15 protein-coding genes and 1 pseudogene are annotated in these 18960 nt (G+C 70.8%); 6 read left to right on the plus strand and 10 right to left on the minus strand.

Translation table 11 applies throughout. The features are described from left to right. Window positions 1–156 precede the first annotated feature (156 nt). Window positions 157–1422 carry a hypothetical protein gene (locus ACIPC1_RS08620; protein WP_402514508.1) on the minus strand — a complete coding sequence of 422 codons (1266 nt, stop codon included), beginning with the start codon at window positions 1420–1422 and terminating at the stop codon, window positions 157–159. A gap of 259 nt (window positions 1423–1681) precedes the next feature. Here ACIPC1_RS08620 and ACIPC1_RS08625 point away from each other — a divergent pair, with 259 nt between their 5' ends. Then, window positions 1682–3064: a hypothetical protein gene (locus ACIPC1_RS08625; RefSeq protein ID WP_402514511.1), complete on the plus strand. Its 1383-nt coding sequence runs from the start codon at window positions 1682–1684 to the stop codon at window positions 3062–3064. 229 nt (window positions 3065–3293) lie between these two features. Here ACIPC1_RS08625 and ACIPC1_RS08630 read toward each other — a convergent pair whose 3' ends face one another. From ACIPC1_RS08630 to ACIPC1_RS08640, 3 genes are all read right to left on the minus strand, one after another. Continuing rightward, a complete protein-coding gene (locus tag ACIPC1_RS08630; RefSeq protein WP_402514512.1) occupies window positions 3294–5954 on the minus strand; it encodes a SpoIIE family protein phosphatase in 2661 nt (886 codons plus the stop codon). Window positions 5955–6198: 244 nt separating this feature from the next. Next, a complete protein-coding gene (locus tag ACIPC1_RS08635; RefSeq protein ID WP_402514878.1) occupies window positions 6199–6630 on the minus strand; it encodes an ATP-binding protein in 432 nt (143 codons plus the stop codon). Window positions 6631–6763: 133 nt separating this feature from the next. Continuing rightward, window positions 6764–7252, minus strand: a complete 489-nt coding sequence (locus ACIPC1_RS08640) for a MarR family winged helix-turn-helix transcriptional regulator (RefSeq protein ID WP_402514515.1) — start codon at window positions 7250–7252, stop codon at window positions 6764–6766. Between the two features lie 179 nt (window positions 7253–7431). Here ACIPC1_RS08640 and ACIPC1_RS08645 point away from each other — a divergent pair, with 179 nt between their 5' ends. Then, entirely contained in the window at window positions 7432–7767 is a 336-nt protein-coding gene (locus tag ACIPC1_RS08645; protein WP_402514516.1) for a hypothetical protein, read from the plus strand. Window positions 7768–7931: 164 nt separating this feature from the next. Beyond that, a complete protein-coding gene (locus ACIPC1_RS08650; RefSeq protein ID WP_402514517.1) occupies window positions 7932–8879 on the plus strand; it encodes an EamA family transporter in 948 nt (315 codons plus the stop codon). 15 nt (window positions 8880–8894) lie between these two features. Here ACIPC1_RS08650 and ACIPC1_RS08655 read toward each other — a convergent pair whose 3' ends face one another. The 4 genes from ACIPC1_RS08655 to ACIPC1_RS08670 form a co-directional block, all read right to left on the minus strand. After that, window positions 8895–9347: a (deoxy)nucleoside triphosphate pyrophosphohydrolase gene (locus ACIPC1_RS08655; protein WP_402514519.1), complete on the minus strand. Its 453-nt coding sequence runs from the start codon at window positions 9345–9347 to the stop codon at window positions 8895–8897. Window positions 9348–9401: 54 nt separating this feature from the next. Next, window positions 9402–9593 (minus strand): SPOR domain-containing protein, encoded by a 192-nt coding sequence (locus tag ACIPC1_RS08660; RefSeq protein ID WP_384388765.1) that lies wholly within the window; start codon window positions 9591–9593, stop codon window positions 9402–9404. A gap of 454 nt (window positions 9594–10047) precedes the next feature. Further along, on the minus strand, window positions 10048–10800 hold the full coding sequence (locus ACIPC1_RS08665) for a GntR family transcriptional regulator (protein ID WP_402514522.1): 753 nt from the start codon (window positions 10798–10800) through the stop codon (window positions 10048–10050). Between the two features lie 147 nt (window positions 10801–10947). Further along, window positions 10948–12183, minus strand: coding sequence for a DUF4190 domain-containing protein (locus ACIPC1_RS08670; protein ID WP_402514525.1), 1236 nt, complete (start codon window positions 12181–12183; stop codon window positions 10948–10950). An 11-nt stretch (window positions 12184–12194) separates the two neighbouring features. Between ACIPC1_RS08670 and ACIPC1_RS08675 the strand changes: the two genes are divergently transcribed. Then, window positions 12195–12401 (plus strand): hypothetical protein, encoded by a 207-nt coding sequence (locus ACIPC1_RS08675; RefSeq protein WP_402514527.1) that lies wholly within the window; start codon window positions 12195–12197, stop codon window positions 12399–12401. 83 nt (window positions 12402–12484) lie between these two features. Here ACIPC1_RS08675 and ACIPC1_RS08680 read toward each other — a convergent pair whose 3' ends face one another. Next, on the minus strand, window positions 12485–14053 hold the full coding sequence (locus ACIPC1_RS08680; RefSeq protein ID WP_402514528.1) for a S8 family peptidase: 1569 nt from the start codon (window positions 14051–14053) through the stop codon (window positions 12485–12487). 261 nt (window positions 14054–14314) lie between these two features. Between ACIPC1_RS08680 and ACIPC1_RS08685 the strand changes: the two genes are divergently transcribed. After that, window positions 14315–15418 (plus strand): pyridoxal-phosphate dependent enzyme, encoded by a 1104-nt coding sequence (locus tag ACIPC1_RS08685; RefSeq protein ID WP_402514530.1) that lies wholly within the window; start codon window positions 14315–14317, stop codon window positions 15416–15418. Here the strand turns inward: ACIPC1_RS08685 and ACIPC1_RS08690 are convergent. Next, window positions 15412–17657: pseudogene (locus ACIPC1_RS08690) on the minus strand (DEAD/DEAH box helicase). The gene ACIPC1_RS08685 and the pseudogene ACIPC1_RS08690 overlap by 7 nt on opposite strands. A gap of 284 nt (window positions 17658–17941) precedes the next feature. Here ACIPC1_RS08690 and ACIPC1_RS08695 point away from each other — a divergent pair. Then, a complete protein-coding gene (locus ACIPC1_RS08695) occupies window positions 17942–18862 on the plus strand; it encodes a squalene/phytoene synthase family protein (RefSeq protein ID WP_402514532.1) in 921 nt (306 codons plus the stop codon). Window positions 18863–18960: the final 98 nt, after the last annotated feature.

Genomic DNA, 18960 nt, shown 5'->3' on the forward strand with positions numbered 1-18960 from the left:
TGCGTGAGCGGGTCGCGGACGTCGCCCGTCACGATCGGGCGGGGCCCAGCCGCTCGGCACGGGTCACGAGTGCGCTGCCCGTGATCACGAGCGCCGTGCAGGCGACACCGGCGGCGATCCAGCCCCTCCGCAGGTGTGGGCATCACGCGCCCACGATCACGACACCCAACCCTCCCTGTACGCCGCCCAGTCGGACTCCTCGGCGGCGAAATCGATGTACAGGGCCACCCCGAAGCGCTCCCGGTCGCGGTCCGTGCGGGAGAGGCCCAGGCGGGTGCCGCGTACGGCCGCCTCGACCGTCTCGGCGGATTCGTGGTGGCTCAGATCGTCGTCGTGGAAGAACGGCAGGCCCATCAGCAAGTCCGTTGATTCCGGGGTGACTTCGAGAGCTAGGGAGGTCTGCTGGGCGACGTATCCGCCGTACAGGCTCTCCAGCGGAAGCGCCGTGTCGTAGGACATGAGGGCGATCTGGTCGACGCGGCGGGCTACTTGGCCGAAGTAGGCCTGGGACCACCACTTCGGGTGGCCCGTGAGGGTGCCCCTGATGGAGTTGGCGGCCGGGAACGGGTCGATCTGGTGGGCGGCGACGGAGAGGAGGACGCCGCGGTCCTGGGTGACCGTGTGCAGGTCGTCGAGAAGGGAAAGGTAGTCGTCGTCGCCCGAGTGCAGCGGCTCCAGGTCGAAGTGGACGCCGTCGAAGCCGGCCCCGAGGACCTGCTCGGTGGACCCGACCACTGCGACCCGCGTCTCCTCCCGCTCCAGCCGCAGCCCCTCCGGCCCCTCACTCGCCAGTACGTCCCCGAGCCAGGCCTGCACCCGTACGCCGGGCACCTCGCGGCGCACGGCCCCGATCAGCCAATCCGCCTGCGGATAGGCCGACTCGGGCAACGACCCGTCATGCTCCAAGGGTCCCGCATGCACGTACAGGTCCCGTATCCCGCTGTCCCGCACCTGCTCCGCGAGCGCGCGGACATCCGCGTCGTCCTTCCGCCCGTCTATCCAGGCGTGGCCCAGCCACAGGGCGTCACGGTTTCTGGTCTGGGTGCCGGGGCCCGGGTCTCCGGCGTAGTTCACTCGCAGCGCGATGCCTGCGCCGAGGGCCGGGAGGACGAGAAGGAGCACCAGCCCGAGGGCGATGCGCTTGGGCCAACGGAGGCGGGGGTGCCGCCAGGCGCGGAGGACTCGGCGAGGGTGGGAGGTTCGGCCGGCGCCGGGGGCTCGGGGGGCTTGGTCTGCGGTCGCGTCGGGGGCGGGGGCGGGATCGGGGGCGAGGCCGGGGTCGGGGTCGAGGTCGGAGTTGCGCTTGCGCTTGGGGTCGAGGTCGGGGTCGAGGTCGGGCTCCGCGCCCGTCGGGGCGGGCGTGAGCTCCGCCTGTGCCTCGGAATCCGGCCCCGCCTCTGAATCCGTCCGCTCCGTGTCCATCCCCGTGCCCCCTCCGGTACGCCCCCGCATCCTCCGAAACCCTAAGGACCCCCGTGTCGGCGCACCCCGGTCGCGGCGGCGCGCGGGCGGTCATACGCTCCCAAATGTGGCATCGCCCCAGAGTGGAAACCGGTCGCGCCGAGCGGCGTCGCGCAGAGCCGTGCGGGGCGTGTATGGCCTGTTCGGGGGGCTGGTGGCGGTGGGGTGGCTGGTGTTGCCGCTGGCTCGAACGGGCGCCGATGATCACGATCCGGTGACCATGTCGCGGAGTGCGGCGGCGCCGACGCGCGAGGCCGCCGGTGGTGGCGGGACGGACACCGGGGATCTCGTACTGCCGGTCGTCGCGGCGGGCGCGGCGGGTGTGCTGGCGGCGTACGCCTACACGCGGCGCAGGCGGCGGGCGAGGACGCGTACGACACCGGGCGGGGTGGCCCCGGCGATCGTGCCGCTTGCCGAACTCGACCGGCAGGCCCAGCAGTCGCTCGTGGACACCGACGACTGCGTCCGCACCAGCGCCGAGGAACTCGGTCTCGTCACGGCCCGGTTCGGCGACGAGGCGGTGAAGCCGTACGCGGAGGCGCTGGCGTTCGCGAGGTCCGAACTGGCGGCGGCCTTCCGGCTGCGGCAGCGGCTGGACGACCCGGGACCGGAATCCGACGACGAGCGCCGTCAGTTGCTGGAGGAGGTCGTCGCGCTGTGCGCAGAGGCCGGGCGACGGCTGGACACGGAGGCGGCCGGGTTCGACCAGCTGCGCGCCCTGGAGCAGGACGCGCCGACCGCGTTGGAGTACGCCGAGGCCCGCTTTCGTCGGCTCGCCACGCGCACCCCGGCCGCCGAGGCGACGCTCCGTGAACTCCGCGAGCGGTACGCGCCTTCCGCGTCCGTTCCCGTAGCCGGATACGTCGAACAGGCCAAGGACCGGCTCCTGTTCGCGACGGTGCATCTCAACCGGGCGCGGCAGTCGCTCGACCGGGGCGACGAAGACCTGGCCGCCGCCTGTCTGCGCGCCGCGGAGGGGGCCGTCGACCAGGCGGCCGTCCTCGTCGACGGTGTCGACCGGCTCGCGGGCGAACTGGCCGCTGCCGAGGAGCAGTTGCCTATCGCGATCGCCGTGGTGGAGGACGGCCTCGCCAAGGCGCGGGGCGAGCCGGAGAGCACGGCCGACGGTTCGCCTGAGCCTGCCGGCCGTGTCGCGCAGGCCGAGTCGGTCCTTGCCGACGTACGGCGTCCGCTGTCGGCCGGCGGGGCGCAGGATCCGCTCGACGCGTTGCGCCGAGTGGCTCGGGTCGGTGCGGATCTCACCGACGGGGTCCTTGATCATGTCCTCCTCCCCGCGCGTAGTTCGGTCGCCATCGCGGCCGACTTCGTCACCACGCATCGGGGGGCGGTGGGCTGGGAGGCGCGTACCCGCCTGGCGGAGGCGGAACGGCAGCTCTCGGGTGAGCTTGCCGAGGCTCAGGCTGCCGAGGGGCTTGCCCAGCGGGCGCGGGTGCTCGCGGAGCGGGATGTACGGGCGTACGGGCATCCCCTGGGCGAAGGGGCCGGGGTGGGCGGGGCGTTGCTCGGGGGGATCCTGCTAGCGGGTGGTGGTCCCGCGAGTTTCGGCGGATGCCGGACGCGGGGGCGGCGGGCGGCGCCGTAGCGCGTGGGCGCGGGTTCGGGTTTTTTCGCCCCCTCCACCCCCTCCGCCCCTGCCCGTCCCTTGTTCCTGGGGGCTCCGCCCCCAGACACCCGTATCACGCTGAACGCGCTCGTCCTCAAACGCCGGACGGGCTGGAACGGGGCGGAGCCCCGACGAAGGTGGGTGGGGGATCGGGACGGCACTGCCTCGTCCTCGAATGCCGGACAGGCCAAAAGATCTCCCCCCGGCGTCAGAACAGGCTGAGCAGCGCCTCCGCCGGATCCGCCAGGGCCTTCCCTCCGTGCGGGAGGGGGAGTTCGAACCACACTGTCTTGCCGCGTGGTGTGCGTCGGGAGCCCCAACCTGCGGAGAGAAGGCCGACGAGTTGGAGGCCGCGGCCGCCCTCGTCCGTGTCGCGGGCGCGGCGTCGGCGGGGCTGGACGAGGCCGGCGTCCCAGACCTCGCAGACCAGGGTTCGGTCGAGGAGGAGCCGGAGCCTGATCTCGCCCTCGCCGTAGCGGAGGGCGTTGGTGACCAGTTCGCTGACCAGCAGCTCGGCGGTGTCGACGAGCGGTTCGAGGCCCCAGGACACCAGCTGGGTGCGCGCGTACTCCCGGGCCCGCCCCACGCTGCGCGGCTCGCGCGGCAGGGTCCAGTCGCCGACGGAGTCGGCGGGCAGCCCCTGGACCCGTGCCATGAGCAACGCGATGTCGTCCTCGCCGTGCAGGGTGTCGAGGGTGTTGAGGACGTGGTCGCAGACGTCCTCCAGGGGGCTGGAGGGGTCGGTCAGCGCGCTGACGAAGGCTTGCAGGCCCTCGTCGAGGGGATGGTCGCGCGATTCGACCAGTCCATCCGTGTAGAGCGCCAAAAGAGCACCCTCGGCAAGTTCGACCTCGACCTCCTCGAAGGGCTCGCCGCCGACACCCAGCGGCATGCCCGGCGGCACGTCGAGCATCAGCGCGGCCTCGCCGGGCTCCACCAGGACCGGCGGCAGATGGCCAGCGTTGGCGAAGGTGCACCGGCGCGTGACGGAGTCGTAGACCGCGTACACACAGGTGGCCAGGTAGACCTCGGAGAGATCGGCGTCGCGGGATGTGCGGGCCGTGCGGGTGGCCTGCTGGACACCGCCCGGCGTGCCGAGTCCGCGGGCGATCTCGTCCAACGCCGAGAGCACCTCGGCCGGTTCGAGGTCGAGAAGGGCCAGCGTCCGTACGGCGGTGCGCAGTTCTCCCATCGCGACCGCCGCGCGCAGACCGCGCCCCATCACGTCGCCGACCACCAACGCGGTGCGGTGACCGGGCAGTTCGATGACGTCGAACCAGTCGCCGCCGACCTCGGTGGCCGCGTTGCCGGGCAGATACCGGCAGGCGATGTCCAGGCCGGAGGCCTCGGGGTCGCCCGGGGGCAGCAGGGAGCGCTGCAGGATGAGCGCGCGCTCGTGCTCACGGCGGTAGAGGCGTGCGTTGTCGATGCAGACCGCGGCCCGCGCGGCGAGCTCCACCGCAAGCGCCCGGTCACGGTCCCCGAACGGCTCGCTGCCCTTCGTACGCGAGAACTGCACGAGCCCCACCACGGTGTCGTGCGCGACCATCGGCACGGCGAGCGTGGACTGGATGAGGCCGCCCTCTTCGGCGGGGAGGTACTGGGGGCGGGCCGTGCGCAGGACGTCCGCGCAGGGCGAGTTGAACGGGAAGCGGTGGACGGCGCCGACGGCGACGGGCGCGGGTCCGCCGGCGAGGGGCGCGTCGGAGACGGCACTGGCGAAGGCGACGCGGCGCAGTTCGGCGCTGCCGTCGGCGAGCCCCGGCGGGGTCTCGTCACCGGCCAGGAGGCCCTGGTAGAGGTCGACGGTGGCAAGGTCGCAGAAGCCGGGGACGACGACGTCGAGGAGTTCGCGGGCGGTGGTCTCCAGGTCGAGGGAGTTGCCGATGCGGGCGCCGGCCTCGTTCAGAAGAGCGAGATTGCGCCGTGCGGAGGCGGCTTCGCGGGCTGCGGCGCGGCGGGCCGTGATGTCGGTTCCGAGCCAGGCGATGCCGATGGGGCGGCCACTGCCGCTGTGCACGCGGTAGAGGTTGATGGACCAGTGGCGGCGCTCTTCGGAGCCGGGCACATGGCCTGTGACGTGCATGTCCGTGATGGAGTCGCCGGTTTCCAGGACACGGCGCAGGGTCGCGGCGACACGCTCGGCCTCGGAGCGCGGCAGATAGTCGTGGACGCCGCGCCCGCGGTGGTCCGCGGGGGTGCCGCCGAAGGTCGAGGCGAACCGCTGGTTGGCACGCCGGACCCGCAGGTCCGTGTCGATCAGCAGAAAGCCGAACGGAGATTGTCCGAAAATCGCCTGCGAGGCGGCGAGGTCCGTCTCAATCCGCCGGAGGGTGCGGACGTCGACGACGATGCACACGGCGGCCCGCTCGCCGTCCTCGTTGGTGGTCGGCATCACATAGACCTCTGCGAGGCCCTCGGTGCCGTCCTGATCGGTCTCGGTGGGCGGCATCCGGAAGGGAACCACGCCGGTCCACTCCCGGCCGTCGAGGATCTCCGCCATCTTGCGGTGTCCGAAGTCACGCCGGTCCGGGGCGACGAACGCCGCTATGGGGTCCATGCCGACGGCGCGGTCCGCGGATATCCCGAAGAGCTGCTCCGCGCGCAGACTCCACTGGTCGACCAGTCCGTCGGCGCCTATGGAGAACGAGGCGACCTTGATGTAGTCGTAGATCGAGCCGGGCGGGCTGCTCTGCCACATCCCGTCGCCCGCCCTGCCGCCTCTCGTGTCGCCCATCCCCTCGTCCAAGGGGGACAAGGTGGATCGACGCACGACGGAGTCACCCACGGCCGAGTCACCCACGGCGCCAGTCCTCGCGCCGTCCGACGGGTCCTCGGACTCCGTGGCCTTCGCTGGTATCTCGCTCACGCGAACCGTCCCCTCCAGCTCACCGCGTCCGGCACCGGTCACCGGGGGCGGCTGACCGCAGTATCCAGTACTACGGCGCCACACAACACGGTGTTCACGATCACAGCACGGTCCCGATGATTTTTGGACCGGCCGCGACATACTCCCAGTCTTCTAACCAGGTGGCACCCCGTCGAATCCAAGAGTCCGGCAACCGCCAGTGGCCTGAACCAATCGTTTGGCCCGTGCTCCGGACGGATCCCCCTCATCCAGGCACCGCCAGCTCGAACCAGACCGTCTTGCCGGTGTCCCCCGGCCGGGTGCCCCAGCGACGCGAGGATCTGGCCACCAGCTGTAGTCCGCGGCCGCCTTCGTCGTCGACGTCGGCGGTCCGTTCGCGGGGAGGGTCGGGCAGCGGGTCGGAGACCTCGACCAGCAGGGCGTCCGGCTCTCCGCCGCGCCGCAACAGCCGTACGCCGATGGGGCCCGTCGCATGTCGCAGCGAGTTCGTCACCAGTTCGCTGACCAGCAGCGCGGCAATATCAGCGAGGCAATCCAGCTGCCAGGTGCGCAGCTGGTCCCGGACGACGGCCCGAGCGTTGCGGACGGCTCCCGGCTCCGCGGGAAAGGTCCACTCGGCACAGTCGCCTTCGGTGTCGATCACGCCGATCACTTCCCAGGCCCGAAGCGCACCCATGTCCGGTTTCATGGGGTTAATTGGCACATACCCGATATCCGGGACGCCTTACCGCACCTGACGGCGCACTGTGGCGCGAACGGCGTACGAAGCGCCGAACGAAGGTCATCCAACGCGCCCCCACCTCCGGACGTCAGCGAGTGTCCCCGAGCGAGACGAGCAGGGCCCGCATGATCCGTTCCAGCTCCTCGAAGTCGCCGTCACCGAGACCGGAGAGAAGTCTGCGCTGGTTCTGGACGTGACCTTCGATAGTGCGGTCGACGAGTTCCCGCCCCTCGCCGGTCAGGCTGATGTGAAAGCTGCGGCGGTTCCCGGGGATGGCATCGCGCGTCACCAGACCTCGGGCCACGAGACGGTCCACGCGGTTGGTGAGGGCGGCCGAGCCGATCATGACACTCGCGGCGAGGGCCTTGGGGGTGAGGGCCCCGTCGCTGCGGCGGAGCGTGGCGAGGACGTCGAACTCCCAGCTCTCCATGCCGTATTGCGCGAAGTAATCCTTGATGCTGGCACTTGCAAACCGCGAGAGGCGCATGATGCGCCCGACGGCACCCATGGCATCGAGGTCCAAGTCGGTTCGCAGGGCCGACCACTGATCGAGGATCTCGTCGACGGAGTCGCGCACGTGGGCCACCTCCCCTTCGTTAATTCGACGTCAAACTGTTTGACTTCATTCTAGTTCGGCGATTAGCTTCGATGTCAGATAGTTCGACGTCGAAAGGTGCTTCCGTGGGTTCCGTGGGTTCCGTGGGTTCCGTGGGTTCCGTGGGTTCCGTGGGTTCCGTCGAGGCAGATCATTCCACCGTGGCAGGGGTGATCCGCTCGCGCCGCAGAATCCAGACGTTCGTGGCCGCCGCTCCCGACGACGCCCGGCTCTTCCACGAGGACCTGCGTGCCCGGGGGCTCGATCGCGAGTACGCGGTCAAGGACGCGATGATCGCCGCCGAGGCCGCGGGCCTGGCGACCAACCCGATGAACGGCTGGGCCGAGGACAAGGTCAAGAAGGCCATCGGGGTCGCCGGCCGCGACGACCTGCACATCGCGCTGCTCGTGCCGCCGGGCTATCCGCCCGAGGAGCGGCTCCACCCGGGCCGCCGGGACCGTGCGCCGAGCTGTTCCAGCGAGACCCACGGGCGCTGACGGCCACCACAGGGCGCCACGGAAAAGCACCACGGAAAAGGCACCACCAGCAGCTCCTACGGCCGCTGACGGGCCGCGGGCGACGGGGGCGGGCTCGGTCTGCCGCAGACATGTCACCCAGCACCGCGGCACGTCACTCACCGAACGACAGGGGATCGTCCGTCATGACCACCGTGAACAAGATCAATTTCTTGCCGTCGCCCGAAGGGCTGCGCGGGAACAGCCAGCGCCGCGCGGGCACCTCCGCGCTCACCGTGCTCGCCCCCGCCGTATGGGGCTCCACCTACCTGATCACCACCGAGTTCCTGCCGCCCGACCGGCCGCTGCTGGCCTCCACCGTGCGGGCCCTGCCCGCCGGTCTGGCCCTGCTGCTGTGGACCCGGGTGCTGCCCAGGGGCATCTGGTGGTGGCGGGCCATCGTGCTGGGGGTGCTGAACATCGGCGCCTTCTTCTACTTCCTCTTCCTCGCCGCCTACCACCTGCCCGGCGGAGTGGCCGCCCTGGTCATGGCCGTCCAGCCGATGATCGTGCTGCTGCTCGGCGCGGTCCTGCTCAAGGCCCGCATCCAGCCCCTGCACATCGGCTCCTGCCTGCTCGCGGCCGTCGGTGTCGCCCTGCTCGTCCTTCAGCCGCACGCCGGGCTCGACACCATCGGCGTGGTCGCGGGTCTCCTCGGCGCCCTGTCCATGGCCTCAGGCATCGTGCTCACCAAGCGCTGGGGCCGGCCCGAAGGGGTCTCGCTGCTGACCTTCACCGGCTGGCAGCTCACCGTCGGCGGGCTCGTCCTGCTGCCGGTCACGCTGCTCGGCGAGACCCTTCCCGACCATTTGACCTGGGGCAACGTCGGCGGGTTCGCCTATCTGAGCATCATCGGCGCGCTGATCGCGTACGTCCTGTGGTTCCGCGGCCTCTCGCTGCTGCCGGCGCTCGCGGCCTCGTTCCTCTCGTTCGCCTCACCGCTGTGCGCGACCGTCCTCGGCTACCTCTTCCTCGACCAGTCACTACGCCCGCTCCAGTTCCTCGGAGCGGCGGCGGTCGTCGGAGCCGTGGTTCTCGCCCAGCCACGCAAGAAGGCACCGGCCCCACCACAGGCCGAGCCCGCCGTCAGGTAGAGCCTGAGCGGCATCTCACGGCCTGAGCAGACCACCCAGCGGTCCCAGATCTCGCCCTACAACCCGACCGGTGTCCCACACCAGCAGCGTCGCCTTCACGGCGGGAACGTCCTGGTCCAGCCAGTCCACGTCCCAGATCTCGCCCGGTGTCAGCCAGCACAGCTCGTCGTGGTCCTGGAGTGGCCGCGGATCGGGCGAGCTGGGGCGCAGCCGTGCGGTCCACACCTGGAGGACGTACGGCACTCTCAGGGGCCACTCCCCCGGGACGCGGCCGACCGGCTCCGCGGTGACGCCGAGTTCCTCGTGCAGCTCGCGCGCCAGGGCCAGTTCGGGGGTCTCACCGGGCTCGACCTTGCCGCCGGGGAGTTCCCAGCGTCCGGCGAGCTCCGGGGGCGCGCTGCGGCGGGCGGCGAGCAGTCGCCCGCCGTTCAGGAGGGCGGCTCCGACCACCACGGTCCGTTCGGTCATGCGCCGGAGCCTACGGGAGCGCCCCCGGCCCCCGGGCGCGCCCGCCGGTCGGGATCACCTGCTCGCGCTCTGCCCGTTCTGGCCGAGCCGCTCGACCCAGTAGAGCTGCTTGTGTCCGCGGTCGTCGAGGCTGTCCGCGATCTTCTGTGCCTCGGCACGGGTCGCGTACCTGCCCACGCGATAGCGATTGCCGTTGTCGTCCTGCCGGATGACGAGCCAGGGAAGAGTGATCGTGCCGTCGTTCATCGAGCCCCTCCGCTTCCCGCCCCGGGCCCCCGCCTTGCCTCGACCTCTAACGAAACCGCAATCCGCATATGCCCGAGCCTACGCCTAACCTTCACGCAGCGAACACGGCTTTTCACAAAGAGGTACGCAACAAGCCAGGAAGTGGACTTGAGTCCTGGGGCGCACGCCGCCGAACGCGCCGTCGACCGCATTCCGCCACGCCTCCGAGCAGGGCAAAGTCCTTACAGGGTACGGCTGTTGAGAAAGGCCAGATTCCAACCGGGCTGGTTTGGGGGCCACTTCACCGGCGGCAGCTGCTGCCGCGCCCCCTGCGACTACTTCACCGGCGGCTGCTGCCACGCTCCCTGCGGCTACTTAACCGGCGGCCACTACCGCACCCCTCGCGACCACTCCACCGGCGCGGCCGCCCGCTGCCCTCGACTGCTGCACCGGCGCGGCCGCCCACTCCCCTCGGCTACTTCACGGGCAGGTGGTACGAGATCCGGTACCGGTCCGCCGGTACGACGACGTCCGCTGTCTCCACCGGACGCCCCGACGCGAAGAACGTCCGCTGGATCACGACGACCACGTGCCCGGGAACGCCGCCGAGCGAGAGGAGCTCCTCCGCGAGACCTGGGCGGGCGCCCACCTCCTCCGTGACGTTGTCCACGATCACGTCGATGGCCGCCATGCGCTCGACGACACCCATGCCGCCGAGCGGGCCCTCCTCGGGCAGCATCACCGGCGTACGGCCGGTGACGGCGAGGGGTTCCCAGGACGTGGAGAGCATCATCGCCTCACCTCCGTCCCGGTAGACGTAGTTCGTGCACATCACGCGGTCGCCGGGCTGCACGGAGAGCCGCTCGGCGATCGCGGCGCTCGCCTCGACCTGCCGGCTGCGGGACTCCCAGGTGCCTCGCGCGGAGACGTCGGCCTGCTCCTGACGGAACGGGGTGGCGCCGCTGTCCGGGCGGTATCCGGAGCGGGCGACGCTGCGCGGCACCGGTCGCTCCCGTACGTAGGTGCCCGAGCCGGAGCGGCCCTCGACCAGGCCCTCGGCCATCAGCACCTTGCGTGCCTCCAGCGCGACCGTGTCCGAGACGCCGTACTCCTCGCGGATCCTGGCCTGCGAGGGGAGGCGGGTGTGCGGGGGCAGTGAACCGTCGACGATCTTCTGGCGGAGATCACCCGCGACGCGCAGGTAGGCCGGCTGCTCACCGAATGTCACTGGCCGCTCCCATCAGGTTGTACAGACAGCAACAGCCTGGCAACCGTGGGTTGTCTCACGCAAGCAAAGGCCAAAGATTCACTCGATGTGATGACTTGCGCTTGCCAAGGGCTTTACCCAGGCACTTTCTCCCCGGTATAGCCGCCGTCACACCTCCAGATCGGGGTCACCTCCGCCGTCGTCCGCCGAGCCGCCGTCCCCGCCGTACGTCGGCGGGGTGGTGGCAAGGCCCAGAGCCTCGCGCGTGGTGACCGTCTTGTCGGGGTCGGTGAGGTCCAGCCCCTTCTCGTAGTGCACGTAGAAGGCGTCCACGTCCCCCGCGTCCGCCGCCTTCGCCCACTCCTCCTGCGCGAGGTCGAGGTCCTTCAGGAGAGTGGCGACGGGCTCGGCGGCGTCGGGGGCGAAGGTGTGGCCCCGGAGCATGCCCGCCTGCTCCGTGAGGGCGTCCGCCACCCTGGTCGCCCACTCCTTGTGACCCGGCAGATCGTCCTCGACGTACTCCGTGTCAGGCACCGAGTCCATCGCCGTGTTCAGCACGCGCGCGGCCTCCAGGTAGGCGAGTTGGTCCGCGTCGAGCGTCGTGGCGTCCTGGCGCAGCGAGCCGGTCAGACTGGCCGTCTCCTCGACGTTCCCGAACACGCAGGTGATCTCGCGGTCGCCCAGGCCCCAGCTCTCCCGGGTCGGCGTGAAGTAGTACAGGTCGACATTGTCCGGGACGGCCCAGGTGTCCATCGCGTACGTGTCCTGGAGCGTGTAGCACTTGTCGTCGGCGGTGTCCGCGACCACGCTGTCACCGGGGTAACTTCCTTCGCTCATCAGGAAGTTCGCGAGCACCTCGCCATGGTGCTCACCTTCGCACGGCACCTTGTCGACGTCGTACGTCATGCCCTCCAGCGAACCGCCCGGCACGTCGAAGCAGTCGCCCTTGTCGAGCGAGAAGGTGCTGTTCTGCGAGTCGTTCGCCGCCTCCTTGAAGCCGTCCCAGAAGTCGCGCGCACCGCCCGTGGTGACCGCGAGCAGGGCCAGCACCATCCCGAGCGAGGACAGCACCACACCCCCGACCGCCATCTCCTTGCCCCGCTCGCCCCGCTTCTTGATCTGCCCCAACGCGACGATCCCGAGGACCAGCCCGACGCCGGGCAGGAAGCAGAGAAGGCCGAGCACGAGCGCGGAGATCGCAAGCCCGTTGACGGGGACCGGCGGGATGGGCGCGGGGTAGCCGTAGCCCCAGGGCTGGTGGGGCTGCTGGAACGGCTGCTGCTGGTACGGGCCTTGGGAGTAGGGGCCCTGTGGGTACGGGCCCGGTGGCGTCCCTGGAGGCGTCCCTGGAGGCGGGTACTGGCCCTCGGGCTGCTGGGGGCCGGGCGGCGGGGATATGGCCACAGGTACGTACCTTGCTCCTGGTCCGGGCGGGTGCGGGGTCGGCGTACGAAGCGCCGTACGAACAGCAGTACGGCTGGGCGCATCGTAAACGCGGCACGAGCGGGGACGGAATGCGGGGGCCCGTGCTCGACGTCCTCCTTGCGCTGCACGGCGCCTCACGCCTCGTCCTCGCGGCCGGCCGGGTCACGGACCCGAAGCCGTACCGCGAGGACGAGTAGTCGCTGTCCCTGCTCAGAACTCAGAACTCAGAACTCAGAACTCAGAACTCAGGGCTCAGGGCTCAGGGCTCAGGGCTCAGGGCTCAGAACTGCAGGGCCCAGGAGTCGATCCGCCCCACGTCCTGCGCCGCGTTGTCACTGACCCGCAGCTTCCATACGCCGTTGGCGACCTCGGAAGAGGCGTTCACGGAGTACGTGGTGTTGATGTTGTCGGTGCTGCCGCCGGTGCTGTACGCCTTCAGCGTGTACGCCGTGCCGTCGGGTGCGATCAGTTGCACCTGGAGGTCACCGATGTACGTGTGAACGATGTTCACCGGCACGCTCAGCGCCGCGGGTGCGTTGCCCGTGACCCCGCTCACCGTGACCGGCGACTCGACGGTGGTGTTGTCGGCGATCGCATAGTCGGCGGTGTTCTCGAAGCGCGGCCCGGTCGGCGGCGGAGTCGTCGTACCGCCGGGGACGTTGAGCAACCGGTTCGGCGAGCCCGTGCCGGGTCCGGTGACCACGCCGGTCGACGAGAGGTTGATGAGCGCTGTCGCCACCTGCGCGGGTGTGGCCGTCGGGTTGTCGGCCAGATAGAGCGCCGCCGCGCCCGCCACGTGCGGTGCCGCCATCGACGTACCGGAGATGGTGCTCGTGGCCGTGTCGCTGGTGTTCCACGACGAGGTGATCGAGGAGCCCGGCGCGAAGATGTCCAGGACCGTGCCGTAGTTGGAGTAGCTGGCGCGGGCGTCGGTCGAGGTGGTCGCGCCGACCGTGATGGCCTCGGTGACGCGCGCGGGCGAGTAGTTCGCCGCGTTCGCGTTGCTGTTGCCCGCCGCGATGGAGAAGGTGACCCCGGAGGCGATCGCGTTGCGGACGGCCGTGTCGAGCGTGGTGTCCGCGCCGCCGCCGAGCGACAGGTTGGCGACGGCCGGCTTGACCGCGTTCGCGGCCACCCAGTCGATGCCCGCGACGACCCCTGCGGTCGTGCCCGAGCCGGCGTTGTCGAGAACACGGACGCCGACGATCTTGGCCTTCTTCGCGACGCCGTGCAGGGTTCCGGCGACCGTGCCCGCGACGTGCGTGCCGTGGCCGTTGCCGTCCTGCGCGGTGTTGTCGTTGTCGACGGCGTCGTAGCCGTAGGAGGCACGGGTGCCGAAGTCGCTGTGCGTGATGCGTACGCCGGTGTCAATGATGTACGCCGTCACGCCCGTCCCGGCCGAATCCGGGTAGGTGTAGCTGTTGTCGAGCGGAAGGGTCTTCTGGTCGATGCGGTCCAGGCCCCAGGAGGGCGGGCTGGGCTGGGTCGCACTGACGTGGAAGGTGCGGTTCTGGACGACGGAGGCGACCGCCGGGTCGGCGGCGAACTCCTTCGCCTCGGCCTCGGTGGCCTCGACCGCGTAGCCGTTCAGGGCCTTCTTGTACGTACGCTCGATGGTGGCGCCGTACTCCTTGGCGAGGGCCTTGGCCTCGGTGGAACCGGCCTTCGCGGCGTCCGCCTTGAGGGTCACGATGTAGCTGTCGGCGACCGCGTTGGCGGCGCCGGCGTACTGGATCTGTCCTACTCGCTCCGGCGCCGCGTTCGCGGGGAGGGCGGAGACGACTCCGAGGACGAGGGCCGCGCTTGCTATACCGGCCATTCTTCGGCGGGTGTGACGCATCACTGCCATCTGAGGGATCCTCCTCAATCGGTGGTGCGCTGTCGTGGGGGCGGTACAGCACAGGCAGACAGGGCCATGCCGACCCACTGTGCGAATCGCCATGCCGATCCACTGTGCGGATCCTGTTCGAACCCCGTGCAAAACCTGTGCGTCTGCCGAATGATTGAGGCTCCCGCAGGAATTGCACAAGGGGCCCTGCGGGGACGTAACACATGTGCCATGCGCCAGTCATGACACAACGTCACCAAACCGCACATCTACGCTGCGCACATGACCTCATTGCCGGATTGTTACTGCCCGGTGGACGGCACCCGCGTCCCCGCCGGTTCGCTCGCCTGGTGCTGCCCGGCCTGCCGCGGCCCGCTCGACCTGGACTTCGCCCCGACACCGGCGACCCTCAAGTCCCTTACCGGGCGGGTCAATTCACTCTGGCGCTACACGGAGTGCCTGCCGCTGGCGGCTCCCACCATCAGCCTGGGCGAAGGCCGTACGCCCCTGGTCCCGCTCCGGGACGGCATCTCGGCCAAGCTCGACTTCCTGATGCCGACGCTGTCGTTCAAGGACCGCGGTGCCGTGCTCCTCGCCGAGCTGGCCCTGCGGCTGGGGGCCCGGCAGGTGCTCGCGGACAGCAGCGGCAACGCGGGGACGGCGATCGCCGCGTACTGCGCGCGGGCCGCGCTGCCGTGCACCGTCTACGTCCCCGAGGGCACGTCACCGAAGAAGCTGGAGCAGATCGGGGCACACGGGGCGCGGCTGCGCGTGGTCGACGGCGACCGTGAGGCCACCGCGGCGGCCGCCCGGGAGGCCGCGGACGAGGAGGGCGTGTTCTACGCCTCGCACGTCTTCAACCCCTACTTCCTGGCCGGAACCAAGACCTACGTCCACGAACTCTGGGAGGACCTCGGCGGCCGCCTCCCCGACGTCCTCGTCGTCCCCGTGGGCAACGGCACCCTCCTCCTGGGCGCCGCCCTCGCCGTCGCCGAACTCCACTCGGCGGGCCTCATCGACCGCCGGCCCGCCCTCTACGCGGTCCAGGCCGCCGCCGTCGCCCCGCTCGCCGAGGCCTGGCACGCGGGCGCCGACGACTTGATCGGGCCGGCCCCGACGGCTCCCACCTTCGCCGAGGGCATCGCGATCCCGCGCCCGCCGCGGGCCCGCCAGATCCTGCGCGCCGTACGGGACTCCGGTGGCGCGTTCCTTACGGTGACGGAGGACCAGATCCGGCACGCACAGACGGACTTGGCGTCACGGGGGCTGTATGTGGAGTCGACGGGGGTGGCGTGCTGGGCGGCCGTCCGTGACGGGGTGCTGGGCGAGCGGTCGGCGGTGGTGCCGCTGTGCGGGGCGGGGGTGAAGTCGGGACTGGCTCACTGAGGGACGGCCTTGGAAACCACGCCCGCCAGGCGCTGCTGTTCCTCCTCGACGATGCGGCGGGCGAGGCCGCTGTCCGAGACGTCGACGGCGTCCGGGGTGTGCTCGGCGGTGTCGCTGCGGCGGGCGTAGGCGTCGAAGAGGCGGGTCTTGTTCTTCAGGATGTCCAGAAGTCGCTGGTCGACGCTGTCGGTGGCGAGGAGGCGGTGGACCTGGACCGGGCGGACCTGGCCCATGCGGTGGGCGCGGGCCACGGCCTGGTGCTCCATGGTCGGCTTGACCTGCGGCTCGCAGAGGATGACCACGGACGCCGCCTGCAGATTGAGGCCGACGCCGCCGGCCTCGATCTGGCAGAGCAGCACCGCGTGCCCGGGGGCGGCCGTGAAATCGTCCACCAGGCGCTGTCTGCGCGCGGCGGGAACGGCGCCGGAGATCGGGCCGAACATCCCCTCCCCCAGGGCGTGTTGGACGGTGGCGAGGACGTCCTTGAAGTAGGAGAACACGACGACCTTCAGACCGTTCTCCGCCGCCTCCGCCACCAGCTCCCGCAGCCGTTGCAGCTTCGCCGACCTCGCCGCGTCGGCGTACCCGGCACGGCGCATCGCCATGAAGTTCCCGTCCTCGACGGCCTTGCGGTACGCCGCCCGGTCCGCCGCGCCGAACTCCTCCCACTCGTCGACCTGGAGCAGGGCGGGCAGTTCAGTCAGGACGTCCTGCTGGTTGCGGCGCAGATACGCGGGGGCGACGGACCGGCGGAAGACGTGCGGGCCCGCGGCCGCGGAGCCGTTGTGGATGGTGGGGAGAAGGCCGGGCTGAAGGTAGCGGACCAGGGTGCGGAACTCCTCGACACGGTTCTCCATAGGCGTACCGGTAAGGAACAGGACACGGTCGCAGTGTCCTGTCCAGGCGGCGACCGACTTGGAGCGACGGGTGTCGGGGTTCTTCACGTAGTGCGCCTCGTCGACGACGAGCATCCCCGGCCTGGTATCCGTGGAGCCCTTGGTGCCGTCGGGCTCGGGCAGGCTGTGCAGCACGTCGTACGTGGTGATCGCGACACCTCCGCGCTCCCGCCACTCCTCGTACGCGTCCAGCCGCTCGGAGCCGTGCACCGGCAGGGCCCGCAGGGTGCTGCGCGCGCCGATCTCGCGCGTCCAGTTGATCAGCACGCTGGCCGGGCAGACGACCAGGAAGTGGCTGTGTCCGCCCGCCGCGAGGTGGGCGAGCGCCGCGATGGCCTGCACGGTCTTCCCGAGCCCCATCTCGTCGCCGAGGACGACCCGCCGCTGGGCCAGCGCGAAACGGGCGCCGAAGGCCTGATAGCCGCGCAGCGAGACCCGCCGGTGCGTGTCGTCCAGCTCCTGCGCGTGCACCCGCTCGGCGACCTCCGACGGCAGGAACCCCTCGGAGGCCTCGACATCCGGACGCTGCTGCGACACCTCGGCGAGCTGGCTGTAGTACTCCGTGGAACGCAGCTCGAAGTCGACCCACGCCTCGATGTCGGAGGCGGGTTCGCGCAACAGGTCCGCCGACGCCTGGCCAGCAGCAGTCGTACGTCTCTGGCGGCGGCGCCGGTGGTCAGCTCCCGCAGTTCCACGACCGCCGCCCAGGCGCTCTCGCGCCGCTGCCGCCCCGCGAGCGCCATCCGCAGCCGCCCTCCGGCGGGTCGGGCCGCCGGCAGCAGCGCGCCGAGCCGCTCGTCGAGCCGGGTGGCCGCGTCCACGGCCCGGCGCAGGTCCGGACCGGCCTCCACCAGGGTGCGCAGGGCGACGACCAGGGCGGTCGTCCGGGGCTCCGGGTGATCGACGTCGATCCGCACGGAGACGGTCTCCTCCACCGCCCGCGCGATCTGCCGCGCGGCGGCGAGCGCACGGTCGGCGGTCTGCGCCCCCACGCCGGGCACCTGCCGCAGCTCGTACCGGCTCGTCCCGTACACCGCCCGCACCGATTCGAACCCGGCCGACTCCAGCGCGCCGAGCCGCAACCGCCCCTCGGTGACGTCCTTCAGCCGCGAGACGGGGATGGACTCCAGCTCTCCGGCGACCAGTTCGGCATGTATCGGCGCCAGCGCCGCCCGCACCGCTTCGAGGGCCCGCGCGTGATCGGCGAGCACGGCCCGCGCGGCCCCGTACAACCGCGCGCCCGCCACGACCAGTTCCCTGGCCCGCCGCCCGACCGGCAGGGCCTCACCGGCCCTCCCCGCCCGCGCCGGACCCGGCCTCCCACTCCCCTCCACACCCGCCATGCCGCGCCCCTCTTGAGCCGTCCGCCCCGATGCGCGCATCCTTCCACGGAGCACTGACAGCGACGGCCTTGGCCTGATCGGGGGGCAGCCTTCGTAAGAGGCGGCCCCCCTCCTACGTGACAGAATCACGGCGGATGCCGGCTCCACCGACGACAACCGCACTCCGCACGAAGGAAGTTCGGCCTCGGCGACGGTGCCACGCCGGGAGGCCTGCCCATCCAGGTCACTTCCGCGACGAAGGACTGCACCGGGAAGGCCCACGAATGCCCGGGAGGGTGACGAAAGTGAGCACGTGGCAGCGGAGCCTGACGGCGGCTGGGGTCCGGGAGCCGCAACTGCGCAACGACTACGACCACGGGCGTCGGCTGGTGTCGCGGTTCCGCCGTAGTTCCTACCTGGCGGCCCGTTTGCTGCTGCCGCCGTCGGTGCTGCCGCATGTGGTGGCCGCGACGGCCGTGATGCACCACGGGGACAACCTGCTGGACACCGGCCCGAAGCCGCAGCGGATCGCGGCATGGGCATCCTGGGAGCTGCGGGTTCGCAAGGCACTGGAAACAGGCGTGGCCGACGACCCGCTGATCCGCACCTTGCTGCACACTGTCGCTGCGTATCCACGGCTTCGGGAAGTGGTGGAGGAGTATCTGTCCACCGCCGGCGCCGAGCTGGAGTTCACCGGCTTCGTCTCCGAGGCCGACTACCAGGCCTACGTGGACGCCTACTCACTGCCCGCCTTCATGCTGGTCGCGGTACTGCTGGGTCCTGAGGACGTTGACGGCCGGTACCGGGCGATGTGCCGGACGCTCATCGACGGCAGCCAGCGACTGGACTTCGTCAATGATCTCGCCGAGGACGTCGCAGAAGGGCGACCGGGCATTCCGGCTCAGACGCTGGCGAGTTTCTCGGTCACGGTGGCGGACCTCGTGGCGGGGCATGAGCCGCCCGGTCTGCGCCTGTTGGTGGAGCACGAGGTCAGCGCGGCCCGGGCGGCCCTGAAGGCAGCCCGTGAACTGCCCTTCCAGGTCTCGGCTCCCGGCCACGCACTGCTGAACGCCTTCGTCGAGATCGAGCTGCTGACCGCCGACGCGGCACTGGCACGCGGAGCGGCGCTTCTGCACGGCTCCGCAAGTCCGCCGCTCCTGGGCACGCTGCGGGTACTGCGGATTGCTCGCCGGACCAGGCGCCTCTCCTCACCGTTCACAGCGTGAACAGTGAGGAGCTCTGTGGTTCCAGGGGCACTCGCGAGGTCCGGGAACACAGAAGGAGCCGGCCGGCCTCACCAAAGCCCGGCCCCTTCCCACCTGCA

The sequence above is a fragment of the Streptomyces sp. NPDC087263 genome (genome assembly GCF_044744645.1).
Taxonomy (GTDB): Bacteria; Actinomycetota; Actinomycetes; order Streptomycetales; family Streptomycetaceae; genus Streptomyces.